A 21,771-nucleotide genomic window follows, 5' to 3' on the forward strand; every position below is an offset into this window, starting at 1 on the left:
AAGAGTATGTCGTTTGAGAACAAGCTTCTCCAGATGAAAGGCATGCTGAAAAAACAGCCCGCCAAAAAACAGCAGCCCAAAGCGGCAGCGCGGCCGTTGCATGAAGACAAATGGAATAGGATCGGGCTGGAGCTCGTCGAGAATAAATTCGGATTTGTATTCCGAAAGAAAATCATCTATCCATTTGATACCCGCCATGGTTCAGTGGTCCTGAATGAACTTGATCCTGTGCTGAAGGCGTGGGAAAATACAGATTTTGACCATCCTTTCAAGCTGAAAGAACAGGATCCTCTGGTATTTTTTGATACGGAAACCACTGGCCTCAGCGGAACCGGTGCCTATATCTTTTTGGTCGGCCTATTGGTGAAGCGCAGCGATCATTTTGAAATGATGCAATACATCATGCCGGATCCTTCGCATGAAGCGGCGTTTCTGTATGAAACCGGTTTGTGGAAAACCGATGATCCGATCATCTTTTCCTATAACGGCAAAAGTTTTGACTGGCCGCAGCTGATGTCCCGTTGGACCATGCACCGCCAGATTCTTCCGAAATTGCCGGTGCCGCGCCAAATCGATTTGTTTCACGGCACCAAACGGATTTGGAAAAATGAGCTGGAGCGGATGAAGCTGAGCACCATCGAAGAAGAGAAGCTCGGCTTTATGAGGCAAGGAGATGTGCCGGGCTACCTGATCCCAGCCATTTACCTGGACGCAGTGAAGAGTGGGTTTCCGGATGGGCTGGCTAAGGTCCTGTACCATAATGAACTGGATATCCTGTCGCTGGTGTCGCTGTATGTACTGTCGTCTAATTTGCTGATGGAGGACATGGAGTCGGAAACGAGCGGGGCCTATACGAATATCGGCAAATGGTACGCGGACTTGAAGCAGTTTGACCAAAGTGCGGCTTACCTTGAACATGTCACTAGCGAAAGAGGGGCATCTTCTGCACTGGCGCGTTATTTATTGGCCATTCAAAAAAAGCGGGCAGGCCAACACGAAGAAGCCGTCAAATTGTTCAAGGAAGCTGCCCCACATCTGCGGGGCAGCATCGAAGTGGAAGCGTGGATCCATGCGGCCAAATTATACGAGCATCAATTGCGCAACCTGGACCAGGCAGCCATTATGGCCGGCTTTGCGAAAGAAGCCAGCGAGCATACGACAGTGCGCCAGTCGCTCATCGAAGATATTCGCAAGCGGCAGACGCGTCTGGAAGAGAAAATGCGAAAAAAACGTCCGGAACTTGAAGAGAACTAAACACGTCAAAACTACCTTATGCTATACTTAGCGTAAGGTAGTTTTTTTATGGAAGGACGATTGGAATGGAAAATAAATTTACATCTAAGGATATATTGGAAAAAGATTTTAAAACAGCGATGCGTGGTTACAATCAGGACGAAGTGGATCATTTTTTGGATGAAATCATTCAGGATTATGAAGCGTTCTCGAAACGGATTGAACAGCTTCAAAATGAAAACAAACGCTTGCGCATGGAATTGGAAGACACACCACGAAAACAGGCGACACCGGCTCCGGGTACAACCAATTTTGATATTTTGCGCCGCTTATCCCATTTAGAGAATCATGTTTTCGGCAACAAACTGGATAATAACTAAAACGATTGTTTTATTGCACCAAATGACGTATACTGATAAAGCCATTTGAAATTCTGGCAATCGCTCCGGCTTTTTAGCTGGAGAGGAAAGTCCATGCTCGCACGGCTCTGAGATGACCGTAGTGATCGCGCTCAGTGAAACAATAAGCTGGGGCAGCTAGCAATAGCTGACGGCGGGTAGAACGCCTAAGTCTTCGGATATGGCCTAAATACCCTGAAGGTGCCACAGTGACGGAGCTGTATAAGAAATTATGCAGGTGGAACGAGGTAAACCCCGTGAGCGAGAAACCCAAATTATGGTAGGGGCACTTTTCTGAAGGAAATGAACCGATGAAGAGGCAGGCGCAAGCTTGCAGATAGATGGTTGCTGTCCACTAGTACGAGGTGCAAGCCGCTTGAGTACGTGGAAACAAAACATGGCTTATAGAATTTCACATGGTCTTAAAATGCTTATCAAAGGCTCCCCTTTTGGGGGAGCTTTTCTTCATATTATGAGACAAACTTTTAAGCAGGCCCTGTTAAATCCTATTAATTTAACGGAATGCCTGTAGTGAGATATGATGTAATTAGACAGTAACTTTTCTATAACCGCTTCGGATGGAGAAAGCGTCCGTCCGGAACGATTTTTATACGTATTTTAAAAAATTGATCAACAATAAAACAAACACAGAAATCTGAAATAGTGAACAACTGGAGAGGGAGTCGTTATGACAACATTTAAATTGCTCGCAACCGCCGCGATGGGCCTTGAGTCCATTGTAGCCAACGAAGTAAAAGAATTAGGGTATGAAACAGAAACAGAGAACGGCAAAGTATTTTTTGAAGGAAATGAACGCGACATCGCCAAAACGAATTTGTGGCTGCGGACAGCTGACCGCGTCAAGATCATTGCCGGTGAATTCAATGCGTATACCTTCGACGAACTGTTTGAACGCACAAAAGAAATCGAGTGGGAAAAATTCCTGCCGGTGGATGCTGAGTTTCCGGTACAAGGGAAATCGGTTAAATCGACTTTGCACAGTGTGCCAAACTGCCAGTCCATCGTCAAAAAGGCGATTGTTGAACGTTTGAAAAAAGCGTATCAGCTGAATTCATTCCTTGATGAAACGGGGCCGCGCTTTAAAATAGAAGTTTCGATCTTGAAAGACAAAGTGCAATTATCTATTGATACAAGTGGAGCAGGGCTGCATAAACGCGGCTACCGGTTGGATCAGGGGGAAGCGCCTTTGAAGGAAACACTGGCTGCGGCTCTTGTGAAGTTATCAAGATGGACACCAGACCGTCCATTCGTAGATCCTTTCTGTGGTTCCGGGACCATCGCCATCGAAGCGGCGATGATCGGACAAAATCTGGCACCTGGTTACAACCGCGATTTCGACAGCGAAGAATGGCCATGGATCGGCCAGGAAATTTGGGATGAAGTCCGTGAAGAAGCGGAAGAGTTGGCGAATTATGACCAGCCACTTAATATTCTGGGAACAGACATCGACCATCGCATGCTGCAGATTGCGGAAGAAAATGCGCGGGAAGCCGGTTTTGGCGACCTGATCAAATTCGAGCAGCGCCAAGTCAAGGATTTCGCCACAACGGAAGAGAATGGCGTTGTCGTCGGCAACCCGCCATACGGAGAGCGTCTGGGCGAAATTGAAGTCATCGAAGAAATGATTGCTGACATGGGCCGCGTATTTGCACAACATCCGACATGGTCTATTTATATGCTGTCATCCATGGGGCGTTTTGAAACCCTTTACGGACAGCCGGCAACGAAAAAACGCAAATTATTCAACGGGTTTATCCGCACGGATCTTTTCCAATTCTGGGGAGAACGTTCAAAAAATAAATGAGACGAAACGGAAGGGCAGCGGCTCTTCCGTTTCTCTGTGAGGAGATATTATGAGACAGCCACTACCATTTCCTTTAACGAAGGACAAAACTTTCTTTGAATCACTCAATGACTGGATCGGCGATGTGTTTTACGATGAATTGCCTGAAAAAGGCTATGATCTTCGCGATGAACAAATTTTCATGTCTTTCCAAATCGAACAGGCATTGAAAGAAAAAGCGGTGCTGTTTGCAGAAGCCGGCGTAGGGACAGGCAAAACCATGGCCTATTTGCTTCCGGCTATTGCCTATGCCCGCTATACCGGCAAGCCGGCGCTTATTTCGTGCGCAGACGAGACACTGATTGAACAATTGGTCAAAAAAGGCGGGGATGTTGACCGCCTGAATGATCTGTTCGACTTGAATCTGGATGTCCGTTTAGCAAAATCCCGCGATCAGTATTTGTGTCTTCAGCGGCTCGAAGGGGCTAAAAAGCGCAGCGATGCCGATTTCCTATACGATATCGAAGACAGCCTGCCGGAATTTGTCAATAAAACCTACTCCATGCAAAACACTTATCCTTATGGTGAGCGCTCCAGTTATCCGGAAGTCACGGATGAAGAGTGGCAGCAGGTCAATTATCACCCGATCCAAAACTGCAATGCCTGCGAACTGCGCAATAAATGCGGCCAGACCATTCACCGCAACCATTACCGCCAGGCGACGGACCTGGTCATCTGCTCGCATGATTTCCTGATGGAGCATATTTGGACTAAAGAAACACGCAAACGCGAAGGCCAGACGCCGCTGCTTCCTGAATTCTCCCAAATTGTGCTTGATGAAGGCCATTTGCTGGAATTCGCAGCACAGCGTGCATTGACCTATGAAGTGCAGGAAAGCACGCTTCAGGACGTTACCGAAAGCATCCTTTCTGACGGCATGCGTGAAAAAACCTTGAATATGATCGAGCAGACAATCGATCTCCATAATGAATTTTTCCGCCTGCTGCGTATCCATACGGTTAAAAGTGTCGAAGACCGCAAAGCAATCACCAAAGCCCCCGAGTTGCTCAAAGTCGGTAATATGCTGATTCGCCACATCGACTTGATGATGGAGGAGTTTGTCTTTGAAGGCGAGCTTTTCACCATTCCTGAATATGAATTGCGCCTGGCAGAAGAGTATTTTGAACAATACATCTTCTCGATGCGTTTATTCGTTGAAGAAGGCGACGCTGTAACGTGGCTGGAAATAAAAGATGAAATCGAGACGCTTGTCATCATGCCGCGCCTTGTCACCGATATTTTGGACGAAAAACTATTTGATGGTAAAATTCCAATCATTTTTTCATCGGCTACCTTGTCGATTCAAAAAGATTTCACCTACCTGTCGGACAGCCTCGGAATCGACAATTACCAATCGTTTTCCGTGCCATCGCCATTTGATTATGAGGATGTCATGAAGATATTCAAGCATCCGCTGGAACAAAGCCAGAAGTTTGAACGCGTCTATGATTTGTTCAGCACAGGCGACCAGTCGCTGGTCCTGTTCACTTCGAAAATGGATATGGATAATTTCAAGAAGTCGCTGCCTCTTGATCATCAATACACCATCGAATTTGAAGGGGACCGTGAGCTGTCGACAGTCGTCAAGGAATTCCAGGGAGGCAAATTCCAGATCTTGTGTTCTTATCATCTGTGGGAAGGCCTGGACCTTCCGGGTGAAGCATTGACGAAAGTCATCATCGTCGATTTGCCATTTCCACCGAAAGATCCTGTTTTTGATGCCAAGCGCAAATTCAGCAACAATCCATTGGAAGAAATCGATTTGCCTTTCATGCAGCTTCGCATCCAGCAGGGAATTGGCCGCTTGATCCGGACTTCCAAGGATTATGGCGAAATCCATTTATTGCTCAATGAAGACGAATTGCGTGTCGAGCATCTGTGGGAAACCATTCTGCCGGTCGCTGCTGAAAATTTCTAAACCACTGATCCTCTTGTGATACAATAGTCACATCACGCATTGGAGGGATTTCTGTGTCACTCGAAAAACAGTTTACCGATCATTTCAGCAAGATCAAAGGTTATGAAGAAGCTATCGCGTTATTGTATTGGGATTTACGGACAGGAGCTCCGAAAAAAGGTGTAGAACTGCGCTCTGAAAGCATCGGTACTTTGTCGGCAGAAGTATTCCATCTATCGACGTCCGATGAATTCGGCGAACTGCTGTCTTCTTTGGAAGCAGATCAGGCCACGCTGGATCCTTTTATCCGCCGCTCTGTAGAAGAAGCACGCAAAGAGTATGATTTAAGCAAAAAAGTCCCTCCTGAAGAATACAAGAAATTCATCATTTTAAAATCCAAAGCGGAATCTGTATGGGAAACCGCTAAAGAAGCTTCGGACTTCTCGTTATTCCTCCCTTATTTGGAAGAATTGGTCAGCAGTACGAAAAAAATGATTGGCTACTGGGGAGAGAAAAACGGCAGCCCTTACAATACCTTGCTCGATCAGTACGAACCCGGCATGACCACTGAAATTCTTGATGAAGTGTTCGGCAAGCTCCGTGAGCGCATTGTGCCACTTGTACAAAAGATTGCCGCTTCACCGAACAAGCCGGAAACGGCATTTCTGTATGAACATTTCCCGAAAGAGGCTCAGCAGGATTTCAGCCGCCAGATGCTGGAACAGTTGGGCTATGATTTCGAAGCAGGGCGCCTGGATGAAACGGTTCACCCATTCATGATCTCGATCAATCGCCAGGATATCCGTGTGACGACCAAATACGATGAAGCCGATTTCCGCACAGCCGTCTTTGGAACAATCCATGAAGGCGGCCACGCCATGTATGAACAGAATTTGGGCGAAGCATTGGCTGGCCTGCCGATTGAGACGGGCGCATCTATGGGCATCCATGAATCGCAGTCTTTGTTCTGCGAGAACTTTATCGGCCGCAACGAGCATTTCTGGCAGAAAAACTACAATCTGTTGAAGAAATACGCTCCTAAGCAGTTTGCCGATGTGGAATTGGCCGATTATGTGCGGGCAATCAATGAGTCCAAACCGTCGTTGATCCGCATCGAAGCGGATGAACTGTCATATGCATTGCACATCATGGTTCGCTACGAACTTGAAAAAGGGTTGTTTGACGGCGATCTTCAAGTCAGCGACCTGCCGCAGCTGTGGAACGATAAATACGAAGAATATTTGGGCGTCCGTCCATCAAACGATGCGGAAGGCGTGCTGCAGGATGTCCACTGGGCAGGCGCAAGCTTCGGCTACTTCCCGTCCTATGCACTGGGCTATATGTATGCGGCGCAGTTCAAGGATGCCATGCTGAAAGACTTGCCGAATTTTGACGAGCTGTTGGCGGAACAAGACATCAAACCGATCCGTGAATGGTTGAGCAAAAAAATCCATCATCATGGTGCCTTTAAAAAACCATTGGATATTCTCAAGGAAGTCACAGGAGAAGGTCTGAACCCGGATCACTTGGCTGATTACCTGGAAGAGAAATATACGAAGATCTATCAATTGGATAAATGACCAAAGAGCCGCCGTGAATTTTCACGGCGGTTTTAGCATATAGAAATAGATTGCCCAAATTGACTAGCGGATCAAACCCCTCAACTGGTCCGGGCACTTCGCATTTAGAGGGCTCAGCTTCCGCTGTTACTGAAAAATATGCTCTCTTATTGCTACGCTAACTTCTCACCTTCGCTACCTCCACAGGAGTCTCTGTGAGCAGCCTGAGTTTGAGCGTATAACTACGATTAAAGAGAGTGACTCACTAGTCAGTTCCAGGAAAAATAGTCTCAACAATTCTGTAATCCTCCACTCTAGGATCCGGAGTGTAAGGCGGCGAAGGGCTGAGATGTGCTCCTGCATCGCTGCGCTAGCTTCGTCGCAAAGACTTGGTCTCGCAGGCTTCGACCAATGCCTTTCCTGCGGAAGAACGGAGTGATGAGACCCCGCAGGAGCTTGCGACGAGGAGGCTCAGCACTTCGTCCGCGGAAAGCGTCCGCCTGGAACGTGGGATCCGGTATGAGTACGATAAAATGAAAACTAATTATTTTAATTACATAAATATTCCTTTGTCTACAAGCTCAGTCACCGAGAATCCAAGACGCTTTTCTTAATTTCAGGACAAACATCGAATTGTTTGATTATAATAGGAGCGGAGGCGATAAACGATGTTGAAATCATTCAGTTTGGACGGCAAGACGGCGATTGTGACAGGAGCCGGCAAAGGAATCGGCAAAGCGATTGCCATGGCGCTTGCAGAAGCGGGAGCCAAGGTCATGCTGGTGGCGCGGACCGAATCGGATCTGCAGCAGACCCAGCAGGAAATCGGCAATGAACGGACAGCTTATGTGATTGCAGATATCACAAAACGCAGTGAGATACAGGCAGCGGTGGAGAAAACCATGCAGCAGTTCGGCGCGATTGATATTCTGGTCAATAACGCGGGGATGAATATCCGCTCTTCTTTGTCGGATGCAACCGATGCGGAATGGCATCAGATTATGGATACCAATGCACAGAGCGTCTTCATGTTTTCTCAGGAAGCTGTCAAAAAAATGGACAGAGGCAGCTCCATCATCAACATCAGCTCAGTTGGGGGTGACCGCGCTTTGAAGACAGGCGTGATTTATGCTGCTTCAAAAGCGGCAATCATCCAGATGACCAAGGTCATGGCAATGGAATGGGGACCGAAGAATATCCGTGTCAATGCAATTGGGCCGTGGTATTTTAAAACGCCTTTAACGGAAAAGATTTTAAGTGATCCGGAATACTTGGAATCGATACTGGCAGTGACACCGATGAAGCGTGTCGGCGAATTGCCGGAAGTAGCGTCTCCCGTCGTTTTTCTGGCTTCGGATGCGGCCAGTTACATTACAGGACAGACACTTTTCGTCGACGGCGGCATGTCCATCCATGGATTTTCATAAGAAAAACAACATCCTTCCGAATTTCGGAAAGGATGTTTTTCGTTCGGACGTAAAAATGATATGATAGAGAGCAGTAAGCGGAGAAGGAGATTTCTAAATGACAGTTCTGGATCATAAGAAAGAATTACTTGAAACGGCACATCTCTACAAGATCTTCAAAGACAATGAAGATACAGAACGCGAAGCGAAAGCCCATTTATTCGCGAAGAAAATCTTGAAGAATAATTTCATAATCGGCTTTGCCGGGCATTTTTCATCCGGTAAATCCTCCATGATCAATGCGTTGACAGGTGAAACCTTATTGCCATCCAGCCCGATTCCGACGAGCGCCAATATCGTCAATGTCCAGAAAGCGGATAAGGACTTTGCCATCGTCAATATGCGGAATGAGAAGCCGGTCTACTTTCCAGAAAACTACGATTTCAACGCTGTTAAGGAATTTTGCAAAAGTGGGGATGTTACGCAGATCGACATCGGCCATCAGGCTTCTGTCCTGCCAAAAGGCATCACCGTAATGGATACGCCTGGCGTCGATTCCACCGATGACGCACACCGCATGTCGACTGAATCGGCCCTGCACGTGGCGGATATGGTCTTTTATGTCATGGATTATAACCATGTCCAATCTGAATTGAATTTCAATTTTACGAAAGAACTGCAGAAATACACTGAGCTGTACCTGATTGTCAACCAAATCGACAAGCACCAAAACAGCGAAATGAGCTTTGCGGATTTCCAGCAGTCTGTCCACGATTCGTTTGCGGCATGGGGCGTCGTTCCAAAAGGCATCTTCTTCACATCCCTGAAGGATTTCGATTTTCCGGGGAACGATTTTGAACAGGTCAAAGGGCTTGTGACTTCAACGATGCAGGACTGGAAAGGCCATATCGGCGAAGCTTCGGATTTAGCCTTGAACCAATTGAAAGATGAACACATCACGTTTTTGGAAGATGAAAAAGCCGAACGCCTGCTGGCATTTTCGGAAGTCCTGGATCCCGAAGAATGGGAAATGCGCGAAGACCTGAAAAAAGAAAATGCGTTGGTGTCACGCAGGATGTCTGTACAGGATTTTGAAAACTGGCAGGCCAAATTCGAAAAGAGCCGCAAGGAACTTTTGGAAAACTCGAACATCATGCCATACGAACTGCGCAGCGCATTGACCAGCTACCTGGAATCGATTCAACCGAATTTTAAAGTCGGCATGCTGTTCAGCGGCAAAAAGACGGAGGAAGAACGGCAGAGAAGAAAGCAGGAAGTGGACGAGCGGCTGGAGTCGACCGTTTCTTCCCAAATCACCAACCATCTGAAAAAATTGATGAAATCCTCCTTGAAGGATGCCGGTCTTTTAACCGACAGCGAATCCTTGGCAATCGATGATCTGGTTTTTGATGTTCCATTTTCCTTAGTCGAAGAACAAAAGCCCACAGGCGGCTCAATGACCGGTGATGCGTTGCTGAATTATGCCAATAGCATCTCAACGGCTGTACAGCGCTGGTTTATCCGTGAAACGGATGGCTGGAAAAAGATGCAGGAAGAAAAATTCGAAGGCCTGACGGATGACGTCAACACAGAAATCGATATGAAAGCACAAAACCTGTCCAAGAAAGTGCTGGCCATCCAGACATTGGAGGAAATGGACAGCAAAATCGACAAAGTGAAAAAATCCTATTCGGCGATGCTGCCGAAGCAAGAAACGGCAGCCAAAGCAAAAGTGGATCAATGGCTGGAGGAATTTGAAGTTTCCATTGAGGAAATGACGGAATTCAATCCGGCGATGCTTGAAAAGAACGATCTGCAGCAGGAAGAACAGGAACAGCAGGCAGAAGCGCTTGAAGTGGCAGCGTTCGATGAAACGGCTGTGCTCGAGCGTGCCAACCGTACGGCAGAAGTGATCAACCCGATCAAAGGCTTTGCGGAAACAGCGGCTTACTTGAAACGGAAAGCGGGACGCCTGGAAGGCCAGGAATTTACCATCGCTTTATTCGGCGCTTTCAGTGCTGGGAAATCATCGTTTTCCAATGCCCTGATGGGTGAAACCGTCTTGCCCGTATCCCCAAATCCCACGACTGCCACCATCAACCGGATCCGTCCGGTCACGGAAGAGCATCCACACGAAACTGCGGATGTGCGTTTGAAGACCCGTGCCCAAATGACGGACGATGTCAAAAACTCCTTCCATATACTTGGAATTAGAGTGACGTCTTTGGAAGATGCTTATGCCAAGTCACTGGAATTGCCGGAAGATACGCCGACTGAGCAGCAGGTCCACAAATCGTTCATCTCGGCTTTCAACAAAGGCTATCTGGAGTTCAAGGACCGTTTGGGTGAAACCATCCGGACGGACCGCGAAGAATTCGGTTTGTATGTCGCAAAAGAAGAAAAAAGCTGTTTTGTCGACGAAATCGACTTTTATTATGATTGCGAATTGACGCGCAACGGCGTGACGCTTGTCGATACGCCGGGAGCGGATTCCATCAATGCGCGGCATACCAATGTCGCCTTCGAGTATATCCGAAACGCGGATGCGATCCTGTTCATCACGTATTACAACCATGCGTTTGCGCGGGCGGACCGGGAATTCCTGATCCAGCTCGGACGGGTCAAAGATGCCTTCGAAATGGATAAAATGTTCTTTGTCGTCAATGCCATCGATTTGGCCAATGACGAGCAGGAAAAAGATGCGGTCGTCACCTATGTGAAAGACGAACTGCAGCGCTTCGGCATCCGGTTCCCACGGCTGTTCGGCGTTTCCAGCCTATTGGCACTGCGTGACCGGGAGCATTCGGGTATGCCGCAGTTTGAGGAAGCGTTCCAGCATTTCCTGAAAGAAGAGCTGAAAGGCATGGCTGTCCAGTCACTGGCGGAAGAAGAACAGAAAGCGGTAGACCGTTTCCAGAGCCTGATCGAACATACAGAAAAGAACCTGTTGCGAAAAGACGAGCGGCTGGAAGAACTCAAGCATCTCGAACAGCAGCTGCGCATCCTGTTCGGCGCCTCAATCGCTAAGCTATTGGAGCGGGAAGCCTTGCAGGAATTGGATGAATTGCTGTATTACGTCAACCAGCGGGTTTTTTATCGCTTTAATGACTTTTTCAAGGAAGCATTCAATCCTTCGGTCTTCTCGAATAAATCAGCTCAGCAGGCTTTAACCACAGCTTTAGGGGACATGAATGAAATGCTGGGCTTTGATTTTCAGCAGGAATTGCGCGTCACCAATTTCCGTCTTGGCCAGTTTATCGAAAAGAAACTGGAATCGCGCTTTAAGGAAGATGTTGTCAAGCTGAAGGAGTTGAATGCGGACTTTTCATTCACGCCGTATGAAGTCCAGGAAGCGGATTCGTTGGATATCACTAAACCGTTCATTGAGTCTGATTATTCTTCTGTCAAATCCTATTACAAGAACAATAAGAGCTTTTTTGAGAAAAATGAAAAAGAGAAGCTTCGTGATGCACTGCAGGCCCTGATGGAGCCTGATGCACTGCGTTATCTGGAACAAGAGAAAAAAGAGCTCAGCAACTGGGCGGAATTTTGGATCGAGCAGGAAGCGGAAGGGCTGCGCCAACATATCCTTCGCCAGGCGGTCGACCAGATTGATTCGGAGCGTACCTTGCTGCAGCAATCAGAACGATTGGCACAATGGAAAGAGCTGTATTCAAATTTGATGGACGGAAGGGTGTAGACGATGACAGTGTTTATTGAAACAACCGATACCGAAAACCACAAATGGATAGATGCACGATTTGAGTTGAAGGATCCGTCAGCTGGCCGTAAACTTTACGCGCAAGAGCATGTGGCCGGGGCAGTCTTTTGGGATCTGGAAGAAGACATGTCGGATATGTCAGCGACAGAAGGACGGCATCCCATGCCTTCGAACGAACAGCTGACGGATCTGATCCAATCAAGCGGTCTGGATAAAAGTGATTCTGTCGTGATTTATGACCAGGGCGGTTCGCCATATGCGGCACGTGCCTGGTGGTTGTTGAAATACGCTGGATTCGAAAGAGTCTATATAAGCAAAAAGGGCTTCCAACAGCTGAAAAGCCAGGGAATTGCCGTTTCCACTGAAATACCGAACCCTGAATGGACGGACAGCAGACCCGATTTTGTCAATGATATTTTCGCCGATCAGGCATATGTAAAGAATGTCATCAGCGGCGACGAATTGGGTGTGCTGGTTGATGCCCGTTCTGCAGCGCGTTACGCAGGGCTGGAAGAGCCGATCGATCCGGTTGCCGGGCGGATTCCTGGAGCGCGGAACCTTGACTGGGCACAATTCGTCTCCAAAGGGGAATTTCAATTGAGTGAAGACATCAGCCATACCGTCCAGAAGCATGAGCCGGCTGTCGTCTATTGCGGCAGCGGTGTAACAGCGGCCGCCCTGTATGCCATTATGGCTGAAAAAGGCTATGATCAGTTGAAGCTTTATATGGGCAGTTTCTCGGATTGGATTACAGATGCGGAGAACGTCGTTGAATTTGACCGTGACGAACAGCCGGAAGCGACAGACAATCAAACCAAAGCGATATTGGCAAAATTGATCGAAGAAGGCTATTCAGGCGAGATGCTCATGAAAAAGTTCGAATACGAAAAATCATTATTGGATGAAAAATAAAAAAATCCCCGACAACAATTTCTGTTGTCGGGGATTTTTTCGATTATTCGATGCGGTCTGCAGTACGCGTTAATAGTACGCGGATAATCTGATGATTTTCCATTTCGCGGACAGTGATGGTATGGGTCGGCAATTCGACCGACTCGCCTTCACTGATATCCGTATTTTTTAATTGGATCCAGCCGCCGATCGTGTCGACGTCTTCGCTGTCATCAAACTCGATGGCAAAACGATCTTCGAGATCTGACAAGAGTACACGGCCATTCAATAAATAATTATTGATGTCGACGGCTTTGATCTCGTCGCGCTCGTCTTCATCAAACTCGTCGCGGATTTCCCCGACGATTTCTTCCAAAATATCTTCCATCGTAATGACACCGGCGGTTCCGCCATATTCATCGACGACAATGGCCATATGGACATGCTCTTTCTGCATTTTCAGCAATACATCCTGTATGGGAGCCATGTCATGGACAAAAGGAATGTCATGGACGACGATGCTATCGTTCAAATCCTGTTTATAGGTGTAATTGGTCAGCATTTCCTTGACGTTGATAAAGCCGAGAATGTCATCCTTGTCACCTTGTTCGGTAACCGGGTAACGGGTGTACTGGTGGTCACGCACAATCTCCATCAAATCGTCATGGCTCATCTCAAGTGAAATGGTTTCCATTTGTGTCCGCGGCAGCATGACATCTTTTGCCAGCCGTTCATCGAAAGAAAAAATGTTCTGCATATACGATAGTTCCGTTTGATTGATTTCACCGCTTTTGTAGCTTTGCTTCATGATGATCTTCAGCTCTTCTTCTGAATGGGCCTGTTCATGCTCCGCCGGTTCAATGCCGAAGGCGCGAAGCAGCAAACGGGCAGATCCATTCAACAGCCAAATGAATGGTGCCAGAACGATGCCGAACAGATAGAGCGGACGGGCGAAGATAAGGGCCATTTTCTCTGCGTATTGAATGGCCAGAGTTTTAGGCGCCAACTCGCCGATCACCACGTGCAGGAAGGTAATGGCGGTAAATGCAATGATAAAGGAAAAGATCGACGCAGTCGGTTCTTCGATTCCAAAGTTTTCAAAAACCGGATGCAGGATCCGTTCGACAGTCGGCTCACCCAACCAACCAAGGCCAAGCGCCGTTACTGTAATTCCCAATTGGCAAGCGGATAAATAATAATCCAGGTTGCTGGTGATTTTCTTTGTCAAGATGGCATTTTTATTGCCTTCTGATACAAGTTGATCAATACGGGACATCCTGACACGGATAATCGAAAATTCCGATCCAACAAATAAAGCGGTCAGCCCGATTAAAAGAGCGACCAAAAACAAATTGAGAATGAGTATACTGTCCAATTCGTCCCTCCGATTGGGAGGGTTCACCTCTGCTTTCTATAAGTAAAAACAGTATACCATATATAGGCCTGCTTTTGCTTTAGGTGCGAATCCCTGAAATATTCAAACCAAACGTATTGAATGCCGCGGTGAATAAACTTATGATGGGAAGAGAGAAAAGGAGTGGTTTGATGAAAGTGTTATGGCATGGGGGAACTATTTATACAATGGAAGCGGAAGGCGCTGCTGCTGAAGCGGTATTGGTGTCGGATGATCACATAGAGAAAATTGGTACGTATGCAGAATTGGAGCAGGAGGCTGACAAGAAAGTCGATTTGCAGGGGAAGATTATGTACCCGGGATTTGTCGATAGCCATATGCACATGATTGGCCATGGCGAAAAACTGATGCGCGTTGATTTGTCGAAAATCGAAAGCTCAGAAGAAATGCGGGAGCAATTGATCGTGTCCACTCAAGGATTAGATAAAGCCGAATGGTTTATCGGAGAAGGATGGAATGAAAATAATTTTGCGGACCGTAAAATATTCCACCGCCATGAGCTTGACGAAATCAGTCTATCGCCGATGCTGCTGAAGCGGGTTTGCCGCCATGCCATCCTGGCCAATTCAAGTGCCTTGGCACTTGCCGGCATCACAAAAGACAGCCCGGATCCTGAAGGAGGCGTCATCGTCCGCGATGCAGATGGAGAGCCAACCGGATACTTGCTGGATGCTGCCCAGGATCTTGTCTCTAACCAAGTTCCAGAAGTCAGTGTCGAGTATTTGACGCGTGCCCTGCAGAAATCAGTGGATGATTTGCTGGCACTCGGCTTGACCGGTGCACATACGGAAGACATGGGCTATTACGGCCATTATTCACGACCGCTCCAGGCTTTTAAGAATGTCATCGGCGGTCAAGTGAAATTCCGCGCGCATCTGCTTAGAGCGCATAGCGCATTTGAAGACATGATGAAAAACGCAACATACGCGGAACCGTTCGTCGATCCGGGCCCGATGAAGATCTTTTCAGATGGCTCGATCGGCGGCCGCACAGCATTGCTGAGCAAACCCTATAACGACGATCCATCAACCGTCGGCGTCGCGATTCAATCAGATGAAGAATTCAAACGCCTGGTTTCTATTGCCCGCAAGCACGGAGAAGCGGTAGCAATCCATGTCATCGGAGATCTGGGGCTGGAAATGGCATTGGATGCCATTGAAGCGCATCCGGTGCCTGCAGGAAAGCGTGACCGCCTCATTCATGCAATGGTGGTTCGCGAAGACTTAGTGGAGCGCATGCAAAAGATTGAAGTAGCCCTGGATCTTCAGCCAAGCTTTGTGACATCCGATTTTCCTTGGGTTGTGGAACGTCTCGGAGAAAGTCGTCTGGAATGGGCATACGCCTGGAAAAAGCTGCTCGACCATGGCTTGATCTGTGCTGGAGGATCGGATGCGCCGATCGAAGAAGTGGATCCGCGCCTGGGAATTTACGCGGCGGTAACTCGCAGAAAGCCATACGAAACGCACGAAGGCTATCAGCCGGAAGAAAAGTTGTCCCGCTTCGAAGCTATACAGCTTTATACAAGCGGCAGTGCAGCAGCCATCGGCAAGGAATCAGAACGTGGTGTTATCCGTGAAGGGTTTGACGCTGATTTCACAATTTTCGACCGGGACCTGTTTTCAGGAAATGAAGAACAGATTCTGGAAGCTCAAGTTGCGATGACCGTGGTGGCAGGAGAAATTATGTACCAAAAAGGCGGGATGGAGTAATGGCGAAAGAAGCATACATCATTACCGGAGCATCCAAAGGAATCGGTTTTGAATGGAGCCGCCAGCTCACTGATGCCGGACATTTGGTCATCGGCATCGCACGGACTAAACCGAAAGACTGGCCGGGTGGGCATTTTCTGCCATTCGACCTGACACGCCTTGAAGCGGTGGAAGAAATTATAGCACAGGCTTTAAATCTGATTCCCGGAGAAACAGAAACCATTGTTTTGGTGAATAATGCGGGGACAATCGAACCGATCGGACCTGCCCATACAAATGGCGCCGAACAGGTCAGCCAAAGCATCGTACTCAACTTGACGGCACCGATGCTGCTTTGCGGTGCTTTTATCAGACAGCTGAAAAGCAGCTCGGCCGTGAAGAAAATCGTCAATACGTCTTCAGGTGCGGGCCGCAAAGTCTATGAAGGCTGGAGCGCTTATTGCGCCGGAAAAGCGGGGCTTGATCATTTCAGCTCGTGTCTGGATGCAGAAAACGATGACGTCAAAGTGGTATCGGTGGCACCGGGAATTATCGATACCGCCATGCAGCAGAAGATTCGCCAAAGTGAAGCCGCTGATTTTCCATTAGTTGAGAAATTCCTGGATTATAAGGAAAGCGGGCTGCTGAGCAGTCCGGAAGAAACAGCGCGCCTATTGATTGAGATGACCCAACGACCCGATTTCCATAGACTGCCGACCATTTTGGACATCCGCAATTTACCGGAAACAGGAAAGGGGAGCTTAGATTGAACAAAACACCAGAGCACATCCTGACAGGACTGGCCGATGCCAACCAGGCGGGAATTGATATGAACAGTCCGAAAGCCGTTGTCACTTTTTTGTTGGCCCAAGGCGAAAAAGAATCCATCCTGTTCTTCTATAAGCCGAACAGCGTCGAATTCGATTTTGACAAGTTCAACAGAGCGGTAGCAGAAATGAATGATTGCAAAAATTAACCCCGCCTTCCTCCGTTTTTAATTGCATAGGAAAGTGAATGGACGTCCGTAAAGTGTTTTGACACTTTACGGACGTTTTTTGTTTTGCAGGAGGGAGTCACAAACAGCAAGTAAATTTCTATTCGCCGAAATGAAGATTGCTGATGCTCACTTATGAAAACGATTTAAACTATTCAGAAAATTATGTTATTATTTAATTGGATGCAATTGTAATTGATTACTTATTTTATTTTGCTGGTGATAAGCATATACGAATTGTTCGACAAAATAATAGTACTCCCATTTCCAAAAAAAGAAGGAGTTGGTCCATCATGGGTGAAGCAGCAAAAACAGTCCTATTTGAAATTGAACGCAGAAATTCCATGGATGAAGATTCATATTGGGAAAAGTTCGAATTGCCCTATGTGATGAACATGAATGTCATTTCCGCTTTAATGGAAATTCGCCGGAATCCGGTCAATATGGAAGGCCAAAAAACCACGCCAGTGACATGGGATATGAATTGCCTGGAGGAAGTGTGTGGAGCCTGTTCGATGGTCATAAATGGCAAGGCCCGCCAATCCTGTACCGCTTTGGTCGATCAGCTGGAACAACCGATTCGGCTGCAGCCGATGAAAACATTTCCGGTTGTCAGAGATTTAATTGTTGACCGCAGTTCTATGTTCGATACATTGAAAAAGCTCAAGGCATGGATTCCGATTGATGGAACGCACGATCTTGGTGAAGGTCCGCGTATGCCGGAACGCAAACGCCAATGGGCATATGAGTTGTCTAAGTGCATGACCTGCGGCGTTTGCTTGGAAGTATGTCCAAATGTCAATGACAAGACCAATTTCATCGGTGCCGCGCCTATTTCTCAGGTGCGGTTGATGAATGCGCATCCTACGGGGGCTATGAATAAAGACGTCCGATTGAATTTACTGATGGGACCTGGGGGCATCCAAAACTGCGGAATGGCCCAAAACTGTGTGGAGTCCTGTCCGAAAGGCATCCCTTTGACGACTTCCATTTCCGCTATGAACCGGGACACCACAGTCCAGATGTTCCGCAACTTCTTTGGAAGCGACTACATGGTGGATTAGCTCTAGAACTAAAGGAAGCTGGACAGAAGTTCTGCAGTAGAGCGCATATTGATCATAGGAGGAGTTCAGATGACCCAAGAATCCTGGTTGCCGACTTTAAAGACCAATACCCCTGAAGAAGGATATGAATTGGCCGTTAAGTTAGCACGTAAAGCGGTGGGGATGACGCAACCCGATGAAGAGGTACGGAAAAAATTACGTCCGGTCTATGCAAATGACGCAGATAGTTTAATTTCAACTTCGCAAGTGGTTGCCATTAATTTTCAAACTGTAGCTGCAGCCAACAATTATTGGAATAGTTAATGGCAATTCAGCATCTTAATAAATAATACAGCTGAAAGTAAATGTGAAATAATAGAACCCCGAAGCTCTTAGACTAAAATCTAAGAACTTCGGGGTTCTATTTCTGTCATCATAGCTGAAAATATATCAGCTGATACGTTGAGTAAAAGTGAGTTTCTTCAGTTCGACTTATATACTAGTCATGAAGTAGAGTGATTTATATTATACAAAAGATTTGCTGACTTTAACCGCTTTCTGACTGATATTCCAATCCATGCAGCAAGCGCAGCTTTAATGACACCGACTAAAAGGAATGGGAAAAACCCGCCCATAAACGCCCCGGTCCATGAAAGTTCTGCGAATATCTTCAACCAAACGGTTCCAAAAGTCAATGCAACAAACATACCGGCAATATTTGCGATAATAGCGTTGACAATTGTAAAGCGGGTCTTTTCAAGATAATACCCGATAATAAAGGCGGTGGGGATAAATCCAATTAAGTATCCACCGGTCGGTCCAAATAAGCTGCCGAGCCCACCGGACATTTGTGCGAAAACGGGAATGCCGACTGCACCAAGCCCCAAATAAACCAATACAGAAAGTGTTCCGTATTTAGCCCCTAAAATTGTTGCAGCAAGCCCAATTGCTAATGTCTGTCCTGTAATAGGCACTAATGGCAACGGAATTGTCACCTGTGCCAAAACTCCGATAATGGCTGCAAATAATGCTGTAACAATCATCATTCTCAATTTCAAATTTGACTCTGTCACGTAATATACGCCTCCTTTTGTGTTAACAAATTATATAAAATGGTTAACACATATGTTAGCGTATAGGAGTAAAGCCTGTCAATAAACTTTTTTTAAGGCATAAAAACTTTTTAAAGGGCTGCCATCCCTTTAAGAAGTTTTGGGGAATATCATTAAACATTCCGTGCATTATTAGTTTACTTCATCATTGGCCCTATTGTTTTTTATTCTTGTAAACAGAGCCAGTGTACTATGGTTGTTCTGGATTTCCTTCTCTGCTCTTGCCGATCTTGATGCAAGTTGCTTGTCCATGAGGCGATCTGCAATCGTAGAAAAACAATAAATCAACACCATGAAAATCGCCAAGGGCGGAAGGATCATCCAGTACTGGTTTGTTACAAAAACTTCCCTGGAAATCGCAATCATGCCGGACAGCTCATAAATTTCCGGCACCAGGCGGGGAGAATCAGATTGATAGAGCGCTCCGCCGACAAAAATAGACAAAATCCCCAAGTGGACGAACAGTTGAAGGACCTGGATAATATGCTGCACCCACATCAACAGCAACTTCGGCCAAATCTGTGGCTGGATGTGTTTGGCAAGGATCCAACTCAGTGAACCTCCCATTAACACCGAACTCAAGACATATTCTTTTTTCATCGACTCATTTATCTCGTTTCCGATTGCGCTGGCCGTTACAGGCAACACAATTGCCGTCATGATGGCGGCCTGGTAAACCAAACGCTCGGTCAAAGTACTGTCCCATTCGCCGGACGTGATAAGGACCGGTATCAGCAAGATGAAAACCAATAAAGTCAATGGCAGGAAATGCATGCCGTCCGCGATGGAATTGACGAAGTTGCGTGCTTTGGCGGGAAGAAAGAACGTATAAACAATCCCGAGCAGGCAACCGGCTGCAACCCGCAACGTGGCGATGGACAGGCACAGGATAATGGTGTATTTGATGCCCACCAGCAATTGCTGCGCTATGGAGTAGCCGAATGGATCCGTCCCGAAAAGAACAGCGGAGGAAGGCGGATGCGGCGCACTGCTTTCAATGCCGCCTGCATCATCATAGACATACGTGACTTGTTCCACCTGATCCCCGGTGATTCCAGCATACAACAAACTGGCCATCAAAAGCCCCGCTACAATCAGCGAAGAGATCAATACAGCCGGCCGTCTGTTCAGTCGGAAGAAAGGAGTAGTTTTTTCTTTTGGCCCTCTTGAAAAGAGCTGTCTCCTTGCTGTACGGAGTTCCTGTGCATCAAACAAACGCAAATTGAACTTCTCAAACACTGCATTCCGTTCGATTTCATTCCGTTCCAGAAACAGTTCGACGGCTGTATAGAAAAAGAAAAAAGGGATGAACATCGTCAGCAGGATGAAAGTGATGCCTTTCGGACTGAAATCCGATCGCAGGTAATAGAGGATTCCATCAATTCCAAACAGGTATTCGATGATCAGCAAAGAAGAAAGCGTCAGCCAGACGATGGATTTGGATTGATAAAACGCGCTCCTTAAGACATTGGAGGTACAATGTTTCCACAAAACTTCAAATCGGCTTAATCCTTTGGATCTGGCTAATTCCACGTAAGGGCGCTCCAATTCTTCATCGTACAATAAGAGAAAAAGCTTGAAGAACAGCAGGGCCGGCAAGACCGACAAGCACAAGACCGGGGCAAGATAGATCCGTTCATCTCCGAGATTGTAAAAGCTGAAAATCAAAGTGCTTGTCTTTTCATAGATAGTCAACACCACGATTTGGATGATGAAGACATAGGCGAAATCCGGGAACGATTGAAGGATTTTTGCCAGATCAAGCAAACGCCTTTTAATCCTGCCCTTAGCGAGCAGAGTTAATAAAGCCAGGAGAAAAGCCAGGACGGCTGCCAAACCTAATGCCAGCAGTAAAATCGGCATCGTATACAAATAAGGGCCGCTTAGGAATGCTGAAAATGAAAAGAGTGCGGGTTCGAATGTTGCAGGATTTAAATAGGTCAACGTCCAGTCGTCGGGAGTAACCAGTGAAATCAGCAGCTTCTGCAACGCAATGATATAGGACTTGAAATCCAGCCAGCCAACACCATTGAATAAAGCAGGCGCCGCACTGATCAGGACGATTCCAATAACACCGAGTAGAAATTTCAGGGAAATTTTGGTTAAGGGTCTCATAGATAGCTCCTGTTTGAATTTTTTGAAATAAATGTTAATTCGCCTTTGTCTTCTATACGTTAACATATGGGATTGGTTTCAGAATATATATTCTCCATAAATATTAGAGTGTATTTAAAGTGCTTTTAGGAACAGCTAAAAAGTAATATTAAAGTGATTTGTGAGACCGTCAATATTGATGAAAAGGTTATTTATGAATATTTGGTGCTTTTTCAACTAGCCGATTTATCTCCCTTTATGGAAATGCTTTAATTGCTGCTTGTGAAACTTTGGATGTGAAAGATATGAGGGTTCGTATATACATAGAAGTATTTATGGACAAATCATTGATTTTTTTAAAAAATTTGTTTTATTCACCCCTCAGTTTGTATAGAATAGGATTAGATTGAAAGCGTTATTATAAGGGGGAAAGGCAACTAGAGACGTTCAGCAGGAG

Annotated in this window: 16 protein-coding genes and 1 other RNA gene; 14 read left to right on the forward strand and 3 right to left on the reverse strand. The window is 46.7% G+C overall.

What is annotated here, in order from left to right; translation table 11 throughout:
- Positions 1-6: 6 nt before the first annotated feature.
- The 9 genes from AC1MEO_RS01965 to AC1MEO_RS02005 all read left to right on the forward strand — a co-directional run bounded on the left by AC1MEO_RS01965 (position 7) and on the right by AC1MEO_RS02005 (position 12,990).
- Positions 7-1,254 carry a ribonuclease H-like domain-containing protein gene (locus AC1MEO_RS01965; protein WP_480333949.1) on the forward strand — a complete coding sequence of 416 codons (1,248 nt, stop codon included), beginning with the start codon at positions 7-9 and terminating at the stop codon, positions 1,252-1,254.
- Positions 1,255-1,319: 65 nt separating this feature from the next.
- Positions 1,320-1,613 (forward strand): cell division regulator GpsB, encoded by a 294-nt coding sequence (gene gpsB / locus AC1MEO_RS01970; RefSeq protein ID WP_223632736.1) that lies wholly within the window; start codon positions 1,320-1,322, stop codon positions 1,611-1,613.
- A gap of 48 nt (positions 1,614-1,661) precedes the next feature.
- Positions 1,662-2,041, forward strand: an RNA gene (gene rnpB, locus AC1MEO_RS01975) — RNase P RNA component class B.
- A 278-nt stretch (positions 2,042-2,319) separates the two neighbouring features.
- Entirely contained in the window at positions 2,320-3,456 is a 1,137-nt protein-coding gene (locus tag AC1MEO_RS01980; RefSeq protein WP_215099167.1) for a THUMP domain-containing class I SAM-dependent RNA methyltransferase, read from the forward strand.
- 49 nt (positions 3,457-3,505) lie between these two features.
- Positions 3,506-5,413: an ATP-dependent DNA helicase gene (locus tag AC1MEO_RS01985; RefSeq protein ID WP_480333950.1), complete on the forward strand. Its 1,908-nt coding sequence runs from the start codon at positions 3,506-3,508 to the stop codon at positions 5,411-5,413.
- 53 nt (positions 5,414-5,466) lie between these two features.
- A complete protein-coding gene (locus tag AC1MEO_RS01990) occupies positions 5,467-6,972 on the forward strand; it encodes a carboxypeptidase M32 (protein WP_480333951.1) in 1,506 nt (501 codons plus the stop codon).
- 647 nt (positions 6,973-7,619) lie between these two features.
- On the forward strand, positions 7,620-8,378 hold the full coding sequence (locus AC1MEO_RS01995; RefSeq protein ID WP_480333952.1) for an SDR family NAD(P)-dependent oxidoreductase: 759 nt from the start codon (positions 7,620-7,622) through the stop codon (positions 8,376-8,378).
- A 97-nt stretch (positions 8,379-8,475) separates the two neighbouring features.
- Complete coding sequence (locus AC1MEO_RS02000; protein WP_480333953.1) at positions 8,476-12,057, forward strand: dynamin family protein; 3,582 nt, start codon at positions 8,476-8,478, stop codon at positions 12,055-12,057.
- A 3-nt stretch (positions 12,058-12,060) separates the two neighbouring features.
- Positions 12,061-12,990: a sulfurtransferase gene (locus tag AC1MEO_RS02005; RefSeq protein ID WP_480333954.1), complete on the forward strand. Its 930-nt coding sequence runs from the start codon at positions 12,061-12,063 to the stop codon at positions 12,988-12,990.
- Between the two features lie 43 nt (positions 12,991-13,033).
- Here AC1MEO_RS02005 and AC1MEO_RS02010 read toward each other — a convergent pair whose 3' ends face one another.
- A complete protein-coding gene (locus AC1MEO_RS02010; RefSeq protein ID WP_480333955.1) occupies positions 13,034-14,344 on the reverse strand; it encodes a hemolysin family protein in 1,311 nt (436 codons plus the stop codon).
- Positions 14,345-14,514: 170 nt separating this feature from the next.
- Here AC1MEO_RS02010 and AC1MEO_RS02015 point away from each other — a divergent pair, with 170 nt between their 5' ends.
- The 5 genes from AC1MEO_RS02015 (at position 14,515) to AC1MEO_RS02035 (ending at position 18,432) form a co-directional block, all read left to right on the forward strand.
- Positions 14,515-16,092, forward strand: coding sequence for an amidohydrolase (locus AC1MEO_RS02015; protein ID WP_480333956.1), 1,578 nt, complete (start codon positions 14,515-14,517; stop codon positions 16,090-16,092).
- Positions 16,092-16,841 (forward strand): SDR family NAD(P)-dependent oxidoreductase, encoded by a 750-nt coding sequence (locus tag AC1MEO_RS02020; protein ID WP_480333957.1) that lies wholly within the window; start codon positions 16,092-16,094, stop codon positions 16,839-16,841. Before AC1MEO_RS02015 ends, AC1MEO_RS02020 begins: the two co-directional genes overlap by 1 nt.
- On the forward strand, positions 16,838-17,047 hold the full coding sequence (locus AC1MEO_RS02025) for a hypothetical protein (RefSeq protein ID WP_480333958.1): 210 nt from the start codon (positions 16,838-16,840) through the stop codon (positions 17,045-17,047). Before AC1MEO_RS02020 ends, AC1MEO_RS02025 begins: the two co-directional genes overlap by 4 nt.
- Positions 17,048-17,358: 311 nt before the next feature.
- Positions 17,359-18,129, forward strand: a complete 771-nt coding sequence (gene sdhB, locus AC1MEO_RS02030; RefSeq protein ID WP_480333959.1) for a succinate dehydrogenase iron-sulfur subunit — start codon at positions 17,359-17,361, stop codon at positions 18,127-18,129.
- A gap of 69 nt (positions 18,130-18,198) precedes the next feature.
- Complete coding sequence (locus tag AC1MEO_RS02035) at positions 18,199-18,432, forward strand: hexameric tyrosine-coordinated heme protein (protein ID WP_480333960.1); 234 nt, start codon at positions 18,199-18,201, stop codon at positions 18,430-18,432.
- Between the two features lie 179 nt (positions 18,433-18,611).
- On the opposite strand, the gene AC1MEO_RS02040 is transcribed toward AC1MEO_RS02035, so the two are convergent.
- Positions 18,612-19,181, reverse strand: a complete 570-nt coding sequence (locus AC1MEO_RS02040) for a biotin transporter BioY (protein ID WP_480333961.1) — start codon at positions 19,179-19,181, stop codon at positions 18,612-18,614.
- A 171-nt stretch (positions 19,182-19,352) separates the two neighbouring features.
- The gene (locus tag AC1MEO_RS02045) at positions 19,353-21,335 is read right to left on the reverse strand and encodes an ABC transporter permease subunit (RefSeq protein WP_480333962.1); all 1,983 of its coding nucleotides are present in this window, start codon (positions 21,333-21,335) and stop codon (positions 19,353-19,355) included.
- Positions 21,336-21,771: the final 436 nt, after the last annotated feature.

The organism is Planococcus sp. BI3, assembly GCF_056680115.1.